At 58.9% G+C, this 14,382-nt stretch carries 11 protein-coding genes; 3 read left to right on the forward strand and 8 right to left on the reverse strand.

Annotation, left to right across the window (positions count from 1 at the left end):
• Positions 1 to 4 precede the first annotated feature (4 nt).
• From VFQ24_06450 to VFQ24_06485, 8 genes are all read right to left on the reverse strand, one after another.
• Positions 5 to 682 carry an SPOR domain-containing protein gene (locus tag VFQ24_06450; GenBank protein HET9177981.1) on the reverse strand — a complete coding sequence of 226 codons (678 nt, stop codon included), beginning with the start codon at positions 680 to 682 and terminating at the stop codon, positions 5 to 7.
• A gap of 21 nt (positions 683 to 703) precedes the next feature.
• Positions 704 to 1,495 (reverse strand): slipin family protein, encoded by a 792-nt coding sequence (locus VFQ24_06455; GenBank protein HET9177982.1) that lies wholly within the window; start codon positions 1,493 to 1,495, stop codon positions 704 to 706.
• A 120-nt stretch (positions 1,496 to 1,615) separates the two neighbouring features.
• Positions 1,616 to 2,932: a nodulation protein NfeD gene (locus VFQ24_06460; protein ID HET9177983.1), complete on the reverse strand. Its 1,317-nt coding sequence runs from the start codon at positions 2,930 to 2,932 to the stop codon at positions 1,616 to 1,618.
• Positions 2,929 to 4,596, reverse strand: coding sequence for a tetratricopeptide repeat protein (locus VFQ24_06465; GenBank protein ID HET9177984.1), 1,668 nt, complete (start codon positions 4,594 to 4,596; stop codon positions 2,929 to 2,931). Before VFQ24_06465 ends, VFQ24_06460 begins: the two co-directional genes overlap by 4 nt.
• A gap of 104 nt (positions 4,597 to 4,700) precedes the next feature.
• A complete protein-coding gene (locus VFQ24_06470) occupies positions 4,701 to 5,528 on the reverse strand; it encodes a tetratricopeptide repeat protein (GenBank protein HET9177985.1) in 828 nt (275 codons plus the stop codon).
• A gap of 32 nt (positions 5,529 to 5,560) precedes the next feature.
• Complete coding sequence (locus VFQ24_06475) at positions 5,561 to 8,146, reverse strand: PBP1A family penicillin-binding protein (protein ID HET9177986.1); 2,586 nt, start codon at positions 8,144 to 8,146, stop codon at positions 5,561 to 5,563.
• A gap of 51 nt (positions 8,147 to 8,197) precedes the next feature.
• Entirely contained in the window at positions 8,198 to 8,332 is a 135-nt protein-coding gene (locus tag VFQ24_06480; GenBank protein ID HET9177987.1) for a hypothetical protein, read from the reverse strand.
• 193 nt (positions 8,333 to 8,525) lie between these two features.
• Entirely contained in the window at positions 8,526 to 10,226 is a 1,701-nt protein-coding gene (locus tag VFQ24_06485) for a proline--tRNA ligase (protein ID HET9177988.1), read from the reverse strand.
• A 349-nt stretch (positions 10,227 to 10,575) separates the two neighbouring features.
• On the opposite strand from VFQ24_06485, the gene VFQ24_06490 reads away from it, so the two are divergent.
• From VFQ24_06490 to VFQ24_06500, 3 genes are all read left to right on the forward strand, one after another.
• Positions 10,576 to 11,841 carry a cation:proton antiporter gene (locus VFQ24_06490; GenBank protein HET9177989.1) on the forward strand — a complete coding sequence of 422 codons (1,266 nt, stop codon included), beginning with the start codon at positions 10,576 to 10,578 and terminating at the stop codon, positions 11,839 to 11,841.
• A 150-nt stretch (positions 11,842 to 11,991) separates the two neighbouring features.
• Positions 11,992 to 12,870 carry an MqnA/MqnD/SBP family protein gene (locus VFQ24_06495; GenBank protein ID HET9177990.1) on the forward strand — a complete coding sequence of 293 codons (879 nt, stop codon included), beginning with the start codon at positions 11,992 to 11,994 and terminating at the stop codon, positions 12,868 to 12,870.
• A gap of 96 nt (positions 12,871 to 12,966) precedes the next feature.
• A complete protein-coding gene (locus VFQ24_06500; protein HET9177991.1) occupies positions 12,967 to 14,211 on the forward strand; it encodes an MFS transporter in 1,245 nt (414 codons plus the stop codon).
• The last annotated feature ends 171 nt before the right edge of the window (positions 14,212 to 14,382 follow it).

Genomic DNA, 14,382 nt, shown 5'->3' on the forward strand with positions numbered 1-14,382 from the left:
CTGCTCAGTGTACGACAAATGGCCGGAAGCCCTCCCCTTCCAGTTTGTCTCGAGTAGTGTCGGCAGCTACACGGGTTACGAACGGCCCCACCTGGACGCGATAAAGTTTGTCTCGGCTGCGGGCCTGCTCTGGAGTTTGAATATAGACGGGGTAGCCTCGGGATTTCAGTAGGTTAACAAGGTTTTCTGCGTCAGACCGGGTCCTTGACGCCATCACTTGAACGGCAAAGTGAGAGCTCGAGATGGTTGGGGCCGATGTCACTGGCCGGCTCCGCGGGACCGCGACGGGTTTGCTCTTTGCTACAACAGTCTTTGGAACGGCCTTCTTCGTAGGATTGACGTCCAGCGACTGTTCCTGCTCTGCGGGTTCCGGAGTCAAGGGTTGAGGATGCTCCGGCGGAAGAACGGAGGCTGGCATTGGGTTGATGCTCTCCGTCTGCACGTTCTGTGGCGAGGCCGCGTCCGAGCCGACGGCAGTGTGATTCAACGTGGGAGGGACGTCGCCTGACGGGCTTACATTTTCTGCGACAGGGGCCCCTTTTGAAGGAGCGTGATTGTATCCCACCACAAAGCCGAGTGAAAAAAATACGGCACACACTGCAACTGCTGCCAGGAACATCAGAACCAACTGGCGGCCCGAGGCGCCTTTCTCATCCCGAAAATAATCATTTGCTTTGACCATATCTCTCCGTCCGCTCGCAAATTACGACTCGTCTGATTTAATCCCCCCGGAGCTCTGGGCGTTCGGCGATACATTCGCTTTTTGCATCAGGAGGGACAGAAGCTCCACGGGTATCGGGAACACGATTGTCGTGTTCTTCTCCGTCCCCAACTCTGACAGAGTCTGGAGATACCGCAAGGTAATGGTGACAGGTTCTACCGCCAGAATCCTGGCCGCGTCCGCAAGTTTTTGTGAAGCCTGAAATTCTCCATCGGCGTTAATGATTTTCGCGCGGCGTTCCCGTTCTGCCTCGGCTTGCCGTGCGATCGCCCGCTGCATCTCCTGCGGAATGTCGACCTGTTTCACCTGGACCTGGGTCACCTTGATGCCCCAAGCCTCCGTCTGTTCATCAATAATATTCTGCAGGCGCAGGTTCAGTTTTTCCCGCTGGGAAAGCAAATCGTCAAGCTCGACCTCGCCCAACACCGCCCGCAGCGTGGTGGCGGCAAGCTGCTCGATGGAATAGCGAAAGTTGGTCAGCTCGATCACCGCCTTCTGGGCGTTGATAATGCGGTAGAAGAGGACTGCATTGACCTTCACGGAGATGTTGTCGCGCGTAATGATGTCCTGCGGTGAAACGTCCCAGGTCTCGATCCGCAGCGAGATCTTGACGAGTTTATCGATAGGCCACCAGAGCCAGATCAGCCCCGGACCTTTGTCGGGCTGCTGCACCCGGCCCAGCCGAAACACCACCGCCCTCTCATATTCCCTGAGGACAGTCAAGCAGGAAACGGCATAGAAGAAAACGATCACGGCGGCAACTATATAGCCCATCTCTCCTCCTTCCCTTTCGTCTACGGAACAAAAGGGGCTGTTCTCAAGGTTCCCGCTGCCATGGCGCGGCCCGTGTCTCCAAAGAGTCAGGGCAGGCCATCAGCTCCAGTTCTGGACAGTCTACCGGGATTCTTCCGCAGGCTCAACATGCAATGTAAGCCCCTCGACTTTTCGAACCCTGACACGGCCGCCGGGCGGAATGTGCTGTTCAGCCCGCGCATCCCACAATTCCCCGTGAACCAGCACCTTGCCCTCCGGGTTCAGATCGGTACGTGCGACCCCAATCGAATCCACCAGGCCCTCTTCACCCGTGACCGCCTTGCTCTTTATCGCTTTCCATGCGAAGCGGGTCAGGACAATGGTGATGGCCGCCAGCGGCAAGGCGACGCCCAGGATAGTGGTCAGAGAGATTCGCGCGCCGGGCCACGGCGAATTGATAAGGATCATCGAGCCGAAAACCAGGGCGGCAATTCCACCCGTGGCCAGAATGCCGTGCGAAGAGTAGGTCGCCTCAAGCCCAAACAGCGCCAGTCCGATCAGAATGAGCGCGACGCCTGCATAATTGATCGGCATCAGGTGGAAGCCGAACAGCGACAGGACCAGCGCAATGGCGCCCGCCACCCCCGGCAAAACTCCGCCGGGATGGGTAAACTCCACGTACAAACCCAGCACGCCGATGGCGCCCAGAATAAATGCAATGTTGGGATTCGATACCCAGGAAAGGAGTCGTTTGAACCAGGGCATCTGATAATGAACAATTCGGGCGCCCGCCAGCTTCAAAACCGTTTGAGAGCCATCCGAGCGCCTGATGGTTTTGCCGTCAAACTCATCGAAAATATCGCGTGGGCTGCTGGCCACGGCATTGATGAGATTGTTCTTCAGGGCCTCCTGGTCGGTGAGCGATATGCTCTGCCGGACGCCATCCTCGGCCATTTTTTCATTCCGCCTCCGCGTGTCTGCGATCGAACGCATGAACGCGGCGGCATCGTTCAGGATCTTGGCTTCTTCGGTCTTCCCTCCTCCCATTCCGCCGATCATCACAGGATGCGCAGCTCCTGTGTTGGTCCCGGGGGCCATCACGGCGATATCGCCCGAGAGCAAAATGAAGAAACCTGCCGAAGCGGCGCGGCTTCCAGAGGGATAAACATAAGTGATCACCGGCACGCGCGAGTTCATCACGGCGCTAACGATGTCACGCATGGAATCTCCCAGCCCGCCGGGCGTGCTCAATACCAGCAGGATGGCGCTGGCTCCGGTCTGGTTTGCATATTGGATCCCGCGAACGACATAATCCGCGCTCACGGCCTGTACAACTCCGTCCAAATCGATCTGCACAACCACGGGAGGGGGTTGGGCAGCGTTGAGCGTCGAGACCGCAAAGGCCGCGGTCAGCAGAATCGCTTTCATCAGAGCTGGCTTGGAGAATGTCGTTCTCAAGGTTTGTCTCGGTGGCCGGACAATTGCGCCTGGATCCGGTCCGCCAGTTCTTTGGCCTCGGTGTTGCCGGGATCGAGCCGCTGAGCGGCCTGGGCCTCGTTCAATGCCGGTCCCAGATGTTCGAGGGACACATAGACCCGCGCCAGCCACAGATGTCCGGCGAATGAATCCTTTTCCTTCAGCGAGGATTCAAACTCCGCCGCCGCCAGCGTGTGTTTGCCCTCGCGTTCATACGCCTCTCCGAGAGCCTCGTGAGCTTCATTGCTATGCGGAAGCAGGACCACCGCCTGGACCAATTCGCGCTCCGCCTCAAACAAACTCCCCGCCGCAAGCAGGTCGAGACCCTGCTTCAGGCGGGCTTGTCCGGCAGCCGGAACTTCCGGGGCCGCAAGTTTCTCCCTGCTGGCCTGGGCGACGCGCGCGTTCTCGAGCGGGAGCAGATGAAACGATTTGGCGTCGTATTCTTTCTCAATTCGCGGCGATGGGTCAGGGGCCGGCCGTGCTGTCTGATGATCTCCCGGAGGATCATCGGAGGAATCCGTGTTGTGCCCGGAAATCCAGTCCAGCTCGTTCTGGCGGGTCTCAGCTTCACCCAATTCACCCGCCACTTGCGCCATAAGGACGTGCGTCTCCAGGTCATCCCCATCCTGCGCCAGAGCCTTCTGGAGATAAGTCGAAGCCGCCTGATATTTTTTCAACTGCCAGAGGGCCAGACTCATGTTGAAAGCATAATCGGAATCCGTCTGGTCTCCCTGGACGGCGTGCTCAAAGTCCTTCAGGGCCTTGTCATAGTGGCCTGCGCGGAATTCCACCACGCCGACATTATTGAAAACTTCACCCCGTGGAAGCATAACTGAAAGCTTGTTAAAAGCAGCCGCCGCAGACGCGCTGTGGCCCAAAGAATACTCATCAACGCCCAGTAAAAACAGCGACTCGGCGTAGTCGCGGTCACCGGAATTCACCAGTTGAAGCCATCGGGCTGAATCCGCGTAAGCCTCCTGGTCAAAATAATACTCTCCCAACGCAACCGCAGCTCGGTGGTCACGGGGATCGAGACGGTCCGCCTCCCTCAAAAAATTAACCCGAGTCTTGAGGTCCGTGGATAACATTCCTCGAATGTAGCTCTCAAAAGCGCCCAGGCGGACCGGAGGAAACCGGTTGCTGAATTCTTCCTCTGTCGCCGGCGCCGGTTCGCCGGACTGAGCTCGCAAGAGCTCCCAGGCCAGGCGGGTTTCCAGCGCATCCAGGTCCGTCAGCTTGCCGGCAACCGTAACAGGGTGGGAGAGGGTCAGCTTTGGAACGTCAAGCCATTGCGCCTGTGTCGTGAGCTGGTCTCCGGCCAGAGTAAAGTGTCCTACCACGGCGACCGTGGCGCCCAGCAGGCGGGCTACTTTGTACTGGCTGGCGAGGGTGAGCGGCGTCTGAGTGGCAAGCCCGAGCTGTTCATAGGCGTCATTACGTTCGCTGCGCTCAAGAATGCATCGGGAGGAGGACGACAACCGGGTTCCTATCAGCTCCGCCAGTCCTTCGGACATCCACCCCAGGCTTGCGTTTCCGCTCATGTTTTCTAGCGGGAACACCAGGACCACTCTCGGCGGCGCGGCTTGCAATGCCACCCCAGCGAACAGTAACCAGATGATGGACCCGATGCAGAACTGCTTCATGTTTCTCAGCCAGACCAACGGTCGCCATTATAGCATCCGCCACACATCGCTCGAAGGCAACCGGCACATTTCCGCCCGCAGACCGCCTCCGTGCAGCACCGAATTCAATCCTTGATTGCAACGGGAGGGTTATTCATCAGAGTAATGAATGCGGGGTATTTGCTGATCTTCTGGAAATCGGGGTCGTCAAGAATGCGTTTCCGGTCCGTGAAACCCTCTTCCATGGCGTGCTCGAGATAGCGGACCGCCTCGACGGGGTTGCCCATCGAGGCGAAGATTTTGGCAAGGTAGAAATAGTATTTGGCGTCAACATGCCGGGTCTCAATTGCTGTACCTGCGCCCGCGCTCCTTGTCAGAACGTCAGGATCAAGTTGGATCGCCGTCCGGTACTCACTCGAGGCTTCCTGGTATTTCTTGCGGGCGAAATAGGCGGTCCCCAGGTTCAAGTGAAAGGAAGGCCCCTCCGGCTTCAGCTTGATGGCCCGGCGATAGTACTTGATGGACTTCTTCGCGCGCTTGTCCAGGTAATAAGTTGTGCCCAGGTTATTCCAGGCTTGCGCGAGTGTTTTGTCCATCCGAATTGCATTGTCATATGCCTTGCGGGCTTTTCCATAATCGAGCTTCTGCTGGAAGCAGATTCCCAGCTTGTTGTAGAGCAAAGCAACTTCTGCCTTGTCCTGTGGCGAATCCTTGTGGGAATTGATAGCTAGGGAATAGTGATCAATGGCTGCGTCGTAGGTCTTCCGCGCCATGTAGAGGTCGCCCCATTCTTCTTCAGTAAGGTTGACGCCCTTTTCAGATGTCGGCCGTAAATTCCCGGATTGCTCTGACGGCCGGATGTGCTGGTCCTGCGCCCAGCCACTCGCAACGCCCAGCGCGACCAGGACCCCAATCAGGGCGCCCATTGTTCGAATCGAGTTCACCCGTGTCATGGTTCACCCTCCCGGCGCCGGGTGGCCACACCCTATTGCTGCGGCGTGCTGGTCGAAGGCTGTTTCGGTTGCTCTTTCGAATCTCCACTCTTGAAAATGGAAAAAAACCTGTGAAGGAGGCCGCCTTTTTTCTGCGTCTGGCGAGGCGATTGGCCGGAATTGTCCGCCTGCCCGGTCTGCTGATTCGGCGGTTGCGGAGGGACGGAGGGCGGCATGGACGGCCCTTGCGTCACGCCCTGTGCGGCCTGGGCCGCCGACTTGCTGTCCGGATGAAAAATCCGTCCCAGGATTCCGCCGATCCGTTCAATCGGGTTTTCGGAATGGGGCTCGGTCCCCTGAATAAAGAACTCGTCATGGACCTTGTCTGTAGAGTTTGAGGCTATAAGCTGGCCCTGATCATTCACGGGGACGCTCACGATCCCCGGCGGTTCAGTGAAGGGCTGAACGTCGTCATAGTCCGGAAGCCTGGTGGCGTTTTTCATAAATGCCGTCCACACAGGTAGCGCCGAGGTAGCGCCCGACAGGTCTAATGCCTGGTCATTATCATAACCCACCCAGGCCACCGCCAAAAGATTTGACGTGAATCCCGCAAACCAGCCGTCGCGGTAGGAATTCGAAGTGCCGGTCTTGCCCGCCGCCGGCAGCGCGAATCCTCGCGCCCGGACGCCCGCTCCGGTGCCTTCGTTGATCACGCTTTCCATCAAACTGACCATCAAAAAGCTGATGCGGGGGTCCAGCACCTGACGCGAAACTTCCGGGACCCGATAAATCGCCTGGCCGTCGGCGCTGTTCACCAGAAGGATTGATCGAGGCTGCTCATAGGCGCCGGAATTGGAAAAAATCGTGTATGACCCGGCCATCTCCAACGGTGTCACGTCATAGGCCCCGAGCGCAATGGCGGGTGTCGCTTTGATGTACTGGTTAATGCCTGCGGCCATCGCCAGGTCCCTGATCTTCTCGTAGCCGACCATCTCCGCCAGCCGCACCGTCGCCACATTCAAGGAATGGGTCAGGGCGTCCCGGACCGTAACCATACCCATATATTCATCCTTGTAGTTCCTGGGCTCGTAGACCTGGTCGCCGAACTGGAACGTGGTCGGTTCATCCATCAACAGGGTGGTCGGAGTAACCAGTGGCTGAGAGCCATCGATGGCGGAGTTCAAGGCTGCGGCATAAACAAAAGGCTTGAACGACGAGCCCGGCTGCCGATGTGCCAGCGCGTGGTCCAACTGGCTCTGGGCGTAGTTGCGCCCTCCCACCAGCGCCCGGATGGCTCCCGTGTGGGGATCAAGGACCACCAGTGTCGCCTGGGGCTCTTTGGGGCCGTTGGGCGGCTGCGGTGGAGGGTGGCGCATTCTGGAAATCCGCTTGTCAACCTCCTCCATGCCCGTAACAACCGCTTCCGAGGCCAAGCGCTGTAAATCCGGATCGAGCGTGGTGTAGATCCGGTAACTTTGCGAAAGCAACTGCTGCTCGGAAAAATGGGAAAGAAGCTCATCCTGGACCATGTCCACGAAATAGGGGGCATGGTTGCCTCCCACGTTTTCAGGCGCCAGACCGAGCGGGGCCGCCGAAGCTTCCCGGGCCTGCGCCTTGCTGATGAAACCGCCCGAGGCCATCTCGTCCAGGACGTGATTGCGGCGCTCCGTCGCGCGCTTTTCATGCCGGTACGGGGAATAATAATTGGGGCCGCGGATGATGCCAGCCAGCAGCGCAGCTTCCGGGAGGGTCAGGGAAGAGACGTTCTTGTTGAAGTAGGCATTCGCCGCTTCTCCGAAACCGTAAATCGAAAAACTTCCGCTCTGCCCCAGGTAGATCTCGTTGGCGTAAAAATCGAAAATCTGTTCTTTGCCAAGTCTGTGTTCGAGCAGCATGGCGAGGAAAATTTCCTGCAGCTTGCGGCGGATGGTCCGCTGCGGCGTCAGGAAAAAATTCCGCGCCAATTGCATCGTCAGGGTACTGCCGCCTTCCGCCATCCGGCCTGCGCGCAGATCGGCAACCGCAGCCGAAAACATACGGAGCAGGTTGATTCCGTGGTGCGTGAAAAAGGTGTGGTCCTCTGCCGCGACGACCGCATCGACCAGGTCTTTGGGAAGCTGCTGGTATCTTACGATCCGGCGTTTGGAGCGGTTGCTGCCGAAAAGCGTGGTGATGACTTCCGGCTCCAGCCAGTAATTCCGCAGCGGCGCGCCGCCCTGAAGGGGCGCAATCGAGGCCAGCCGCCCGCCCTTGAAAGTCAGTGTTGCAGGCTCCTCCTGCATTACCGGGCCATGAAAGAAAGATTCGGGGCCGGGCTTGACTACCAGGCGGCTGGCTCCCATTTCGTAGTTGCCGAAATGCGACTCTGCGGCGCCCGTGGTGTAACCCGCCCTTCGCAGCCTGGCCGCAAACCCTTCCGGAGTAGCGCGCTCGCCAACTTCCACCGGAGTGGGCGCAGCATACACCAGGGAAGCGTGGTTAAAAACGTCTCCGCTGAGCCGGGCGTCGATCATGTGCGAGAAATGCACGTAAAAGTAGGTGTAAGCCAGCACGGCAACGAGCAACGCCAGCACTCCGCCGGCCAGCGCCAGCTTTTGCCACAGAAGCAGTCTCTGAAAATGGGATAGCCAGCCCTGCACTCGGGGCGGTAAGGACTTCCGGATTGATGACTTCGAGCGGCGGCTCACGGGTTAGGTGTTGCTGTTCTTCGCCGATGGGGTGAAATGGAGAGGGAGCGTGTAGATTCTCAGGTTGACGTCAACCTCATACCTGAGGTCAATCGTAATCGTTCGGCCGACTGAAACCTTTATGTCCTGACGTTCCATGGGCAGCCCCAGAGACTCGGCTCTTGAATAAATTTCCGCCTGAAAGTCCTCAGGCCACGGTTGTGGTTGGCGAACGGCGGCGTCCATGGCCGAGTCGTTTGTAGCGCCGCCGTCCCGGCGGCAATTTTGAGGCCCAGTCGCGCCTGGCGGGACCGGCGCTACGAAAGTCCGTCACTCAATTATGCAATCCTCATTAATTCCGGCCCTCTAAGCGTTCCCGCAGCGCGACCGCCAACGAGTCAAGGTTAGCATCGTGAACCCGCTTTGTCGAGCGATCATAGATTTCGCCCAGGCCAAGGGCAAGCTTTTTCTTGCCCAGCGTGATGCGGTGCGGCACGCCAATCAGGTCGGCGTCCTTGAATTTAACCCCCGGTCTTTCTTCCCGGTCATCAAATAGAACGTCCAAGCCAAGCCCCTGCAATTGCTTGTAGATATTTTCCGCGCCTGCTCTCACGCCCGGGTCGTCCATGTTGGCGGCGGTCAAAATAACGTCAAACGGAGCAATGGCCCGCGGCAGGAACAATCCATCCACGTCGTGGTTCTGTTCCGCAGCAGCGGCGAGGATGCGCTCGACGCCGATGCCGTATGACCCCATGACCAGCGGAACTTCCTTGCCGTTCGCGTCCAACACCGTGGCGTGCAGGGTCTCCGAATAGCGGCGTCCGAGCTTGAAAACGTGCCCGAGTTCGATTGCCTTGGTCAGCCGCAGTGGTTTGCCGCATTGAATACAAAGGTCCCCAGCCTGGACCGCGCGCAGATCTGCATACTCGGCGGCAAAGTCTCGGCCCGGCACGACGTTTTTCAGGTGCGTGTCGTCCCGGTTCGCCCCAGTGATCAAACCGCGGCGCGACTCAAGTGCAAGGTCTGCCACAATCCTGGCGCCCTTAATTCCCACCGGCCCCAGCGACCCCAGGTTGGCTCCGTGCAGTTCAAACGCTTCCCCTGGCGTGGCAGGGCGGAACACCGAAGTGCCCAGCACCGAAGCCAGCTTGGTTTCGCTCAGCGTGTGATCGCCGCGCAGCAATAGAACCATAGGTTTACTCTCGACAACGTAAACCAAAGTCTTAATCATCCGCGAGGCCGGCTCGCCCGTAAACTTGACCAGATCATCAATTGTTTTCTGTCCCGGAGTCGGGAAAGACTCCATAGCCATATCACCCGCAGGATCTTCGACGGGAACGGCGCGCCCTTCGGCCTTCTCGAGGTTGGCAGCGTAGCCGCAATCACTTTGTGCAATCCAGTCTTCGCCCGACTCGGCCGGCGCGGTGAATTCGCTGGAAACTTTGCCACCCATCATTCCGGAATAGGCGTCCACATGCAAATATCGCAGGCCGCTGCGCCTGAAAATGCGGTGATAAGCATCCACATGCTTGTCGTAACTCGCATCCAGGCCCGCTTCGTCGAGGTCAAATGAATAGGAATCTTTCATCATGAACTGACGCAAACGCAACAGGCCGGACTTGGGCCTCGGCTCGTCCCTGAATTTTTCCTGAATCTGGTACCAGATTTGCGGTAGTTGCTTGTACGATCGCAGCTCGCTTCGCGCAATGTTCGTCATTTCTTCTTCGTGGGTCACGCCAAGACACATGTCGTGGAGGTTCCGGTCCTTGAATTTGAACATCACGTCCACGGAGTCCCAGCGGCCGGATTCCTTCCAGAGCTCTGCCGGGTTGAGCGCGGGCAGATAGAATTCCTGTGCCCCGATCCGGTTCATCTCCTCGCGAATGATCCGCTTGATTTTGAGAAAGGACCGCTGGGCCAGGTACAGATGCGCGTACACTCCCGCCGCAACCTGGCGGATGTAGCCCGCCCGCAACAGGAGTTGATGGCCCACGGCTTCGGCCTCAGCCGGAACTTCACGAAGCGTTGGGATGAAAACCTGACTCCAGCGCATGGTTGCAGCCTTTCTTGCCTTCAGTTTCTGAGGACCCCGGTCCACTCCGAATCAAGTCTGCCGGTTGACAATCCGTCATTGTTGTGGAAACCTGCCTGTAATGTCAAGAAAAGCAAGGGCCGGCTTGCGGCGGTCAAGGTGAGGACCGCCCGGACGGATTAGCGCGCCGCGCGGCGGCGGGCGTCGGCCGCGTTCGCCTCACAGATGGCGGAGGGGATCCCTCATCAGCCTTGTTGGAGGGCCTTGATTCGCCGGGACTGTGGGAGAATGTCAGGTTGGGCCGGCGGCGGGGTTTCGCGGGGCGCCAGCGGACCCTCTCCGGACTCTGGTAAAGCGTGCCAGGCATGCTATGAGCACCACACTCTTGTTTGCGTTGCTGGGAGCACTGACCGCGCTTGCCTTCGTGGCCCGCCAGCTTTTCCGGCGCACCCGCGTCCCTGACGTCATTGTGCTGATGGTGACGGGCGTGCTCCTGGGTCCGATCCTGGGCCTGGTAAAGGGAAGCCAGTTCGAACCTATCACCTACACGCTCGGCACGCTGGCCTTTATCCTTATTCTTTTTGAGGGCGGCCTCGAGCTCGACCTGCGTACGGTGCTCCGCCACTTTCCCGGCGGGCTGCTGCTTTCGTTTCTGGCATATGTCTTCAGCCTGGCCGCCATAGCCCTGGTGATGCGCTGGAGCATGCACATTCCCGCCAGGACCGCCCTGATTGTCGGCGCCGTGCTGGGATGCACCAGCAGTTCCATTACTCTGCCGGTTTTGCAACAAATTGAAACCAGCACGCCGGGGCGCGTCATCATGACGCTCGACGCGTCCCTCAGCGATACGTTTGCGATCCTCACGGTGGGCGTCCTGATCGATCTCGGACACAGCAAGGAATTGATTGCGGCGCGTTTTTTGGGCCAATTCCTTTACGTCGCATTCATATCCTTTTTGCTTGCCATCGTCATGGCCGTCGCGTGGTCATATCTTCTGCCGAAAGTCTCGGACCGCCGCTTCAGGAACCCGCTGACGCTCGCAGTGGTGCTTCTGCTCTATTCCGCGGCAGAGCAAGTCGGGGTCAGCGGATTGATCACCGTCTTCTTTTTTGGGATTTTCCTCGCCAACGTCCGGCGGGGCCAACTGGACGTCATCAGGGACTCACTGGGGCTTAAATTCGCCGGTGAGGAGCACCATGCGCAGTTGCTCACCTTCCACGCCGAGCTGTCGTTTCTGGTCAGGACTTTCTTCTTTGTCCTTCTGGGCGCCGTCGTCGAGTTGAGAGCGCTGCTCTACTACCTGCCCCAGGTGCTGGGAGTGCTGGGCGCCGTGATCCTTGCGCGCGCGCTGGCGGTGAAGGCCAGCAGTTGGTCCTGGAACGGTCTGCGCGCCCCGGAGCGCGAACTGATTCTCTGGATCATGCCGCGCGGCCTGATCACTGTCGTCCTCGCCCTTGAGGTTGTCCAGGTCCGCGGCAGCACCTTCAATTTTCTACCCGCTTTGGCCTTTGCCACCATCCTGGCGACCAATCTGATGGTGATCATCGGAAGCGTTCGCGCTTCCCGCATCCCTTCAAACTCAGACTCGTTCGAGACCCAAGCCAAAAGCGAACACTCGTCCGTTATCGCGACCTGACATCCCTCAGCCTGGCGCGCCCTTTCGTCAATGGCGGGCAGGAATGCAAGGCCAGGCGCTCGCCAGCACGGCATGCGCGATTGAGGGGCAGTTCAGCATTGTGCTAAAATCGCTGTTTCTGTTTATCGCCAAAGCGACACAAGGGTGATGATGCCCCAGAATTCTGCCGAACAAAGCCCCAGGATGACTGCTTCGACCGTCGATCTCCGCCTGGCCCACAGCCCGGATTCCGATGACGCTTTCATGTTTTACGCGCTGGCGACGAAGAAGATCGCCACCGGCAACATGGACTTCGCGCACGTGCTCGAAGACATCGAGACCCTCAACCGGAAAGCCCGGGAGGAAATTTACGACATCACGGCGGTCTCATTTCACGCCTACGCGGAACTGGCAGACCGTTACATCCTGATGTCTTCGGGCGCCAGCTTCGGAGACGGCTACGGGCCCATCATCGTCACCCGCGCCACCCTCCAGGGAGAAAGCCTGAAAGGCAAACGCATTGCAATCCCGGGCAGGAAGACGACGGCATATCTGGCGCTCTGCCTCTACGAACCCGATTTCGAGCCCGTCGAGACGCGCTTTGACGAGATTCTGGACAAGGTGATCAAAGGAGACGCGGAAGCCGGCGTCGTTATCCATGAGGGCCAGTTAACTTACGGAAGTTTCGGACTTGCCCGGAAGGTTGATCTGGGAGTCTGGTGGAAGAATGAAACGGGATTGCCGCTGCCGCTGGGCGGAAACGTCATCCGGCGCGCGCTGGGTCCGGAAGTCATCCGCCGGGCGGATGAATTGCTTCACGAAAGCATCGCCTATGGCCTCGAACATCGGGACGAAGCGCTGGAATACGCATTGAACTTTGCCCGGGGACTCGACCGCGCAACGGCTGAACACTTTATTTCAATGTACGTCAACCAATGGACACTCGATTACGGCGAACAGGGCCGGCGGGCCGTGCAAACCTTACTCGACCGCGGCTTCCAGGCCGGCGTCATCCCTCAGGCTGTCAAAGCGGAGTTCGTGGGGCAGTGATCCGCCCTCCGTTCATCGGATAGGCAGAGTGCGGTCCTGTCCGGTTGCGCCGATAACCTGACGAACTCTTCAGCAGTTTGATTTCCCTGCTCCGACATGGCCGAAAAACCAAAAACCGCCCGCGTTCCATTCACCAGCCTTCAGAAGAAGATACTGGGGACGCTGGCCAGCGTGGTCGGACTGCGGATGCTGGGTCTTTTCCTCGTCCTCCCGGTCTTTACGCTTTACGGGCTGCATTTCACGCATTCGCGCTTTCTGGTGGGGTTTGCCTCTGGATGCTATGGCCTCACCATGGCTGTCCTTCAGATTCCGCTTGGCCGCCTTTCGGACCGCATTGGCCGCCGCAAAGTCTTGATCCTTGGCATGGCGCTTTTCAGCCTGGGCTCTTTTATCTGCGCAGTGCCACACTGGTTTCCCTCTGGTATCCAAATCGGCGTTTTGATCGCCGGCCGCCTGATCCAAGGCGGCGGCGCCATTATTTCGGTGGCCTTTGCCACGGTCGCCGATCACATTCAGCCCGAGCGACGGTCCACCGCCATGGCCATCCTCGGCGTACCGATCGGCGCCGCATTCGTCGTTGGGGTAATCATAGGTCCCATCATTGCTGGTATGTTCGGGACCGCGTCGCTCTTTTGGATAACCGGGGTCCTGGGGATTGGCACCGACATGCTCCTGATACGTTACCTGCCGGAAACGACCCCCTCGGGCGCTGCGCCTGTCCCGCTGGGCGAAATCATCCGCACAAAGGCATTGCTGGCCCTGGACGCCGGCGGCTTTCTGATGAACTTCTTTATGAGCACGTTCTTTTTCTACTTTCCCCTGATCGTCACCGGCCGCTACCACATGAAAATGACCCAATACTACGAAGTCCTGCTTCCGATGATCGTCATCAGCGGCGTTACCATGTTTGCCTTCACGAAGGGAGCGGACCATGGGATGGCCCGGCCGCTTGCGGCAATCGCCTTCCTCGCCTTTCTGCCGAGCGCCATTCTGCTGTTCCATCCTGCGCTGTTGGGGATTGATCCAAGCCGCCTCGCCGCCCTTCTGGCGGGCGGAACGCTCTTCTACATCGGTTTCACCGGTCTCGAGCCGATGCTTCCCAGCATGGTCAGCTCAGCCAGTCCGGACACCGCGCAGGGCAGCGCGCTGGGCGTTTATAGCAGCATGCAGTTCCTGGGCAGTTTCGCGGGCTATGCCATCGCCGGGGCGCTTGCGCACGCAGCGGCCGAAACCGGCATGATGGTAACACTGATGATAGCTGCCGTTATGGGTTTCGCCCTGATGCTGGCAGTTCCCGCATCGAGAATAGTCCACTCGGAACGCCCCGCCCACGTATCCTGATTTTGCTGGAGCTCTCGCTCACTCGCCCTTTATCCAAGCTGGTTCGGAAGTGTAAGGATAAGGGCCCGTAGCCCGGAATTTAAGAATCGCCATTCAGGATTGCTGGATGTAGAATCAAACGCGGCAGCCGGCTGGCGCCTCCCCCGGAAAGCCGCAGTGGCCTAGGGCGGT

The sequence above is a fragment of the Terriglobia bacterium genome, assembly GCA_035712365.1.
Lineage (GTDB): Bacteria > Acidobacteriota > Terriglobia > UBA7540 > UBA7540 > SCRD01.

What these genes read in the sequence shown, in the direction of transcription:
- VFQ24_06450 (HET9177981.1), bottom strand. Translation starts at nt 682, where the DNA reads ATGGTCAAAGCAAATGATTATTTTCGGGATGAGAAAGGCGCCTCGGGC.
- VFQ24_06485 (HET9177988.1), bottom strand. Translation starts at nt 10,226, where the DNA reads ATGCGCTGGAGTCAGGTTTTCATCCCAACGCTTCGTGAAGTTCCGGCT.
- VFQ24_06500 (HET9177991.1), top strand. Translation starts at nt 12,967, where the DNA reads ATGGCCGAAAAACCAAAAACCGCCCGCGTTCCATTCACCAGCCTTCAG.
- VFQ24_06470 (HET9177985.1), bottom strand. Translation starts at nt 5,528, where the DNA reads ATGACACGGGTGAACTCGATTCGAACAATGGGCGCCCTGATTGGGGTC.
- VFQ24_06490 (HET9177989.1), top strand. Translation starts at nt 10,576, where the DNA reads ATGAGCACCACACTCTTGTTTGCGTTGCTGGGAGCACTGACCGCGCTT.
- VFQ24_06455 (HET9177982.1), bottom strand. Translation starts at nt 1,495, where the DNA reads ATGGGCTATATAGTTGCCGCCGTGATCGTTTTCTTCTATGCCGTTTCC.
- VFQ24_06480 (HET9177987.1), bottom strand. Translation starts at nt 8,332, where the DNA reads ATGGAACGTCAGGACATAAAGGTTTCAGTCGGCCGAACGATTACGATT.
- VFQ24_06495 (HET9177990.1), top strand. Translation starts at nt 11,992, where the DNA reads ATGCCCCAGAATTCTGCCGAACAAAGCCCCAGGATGACTGCTTCGACC.
- VFQ24_06465 (HET9177984.1), bottom strand. Translation starts at nt 4,596, where the DNA reads ATGAAGCAGTTCTGCATCGGGTCCATCATCTGGTTACTGTTCGCTGGG.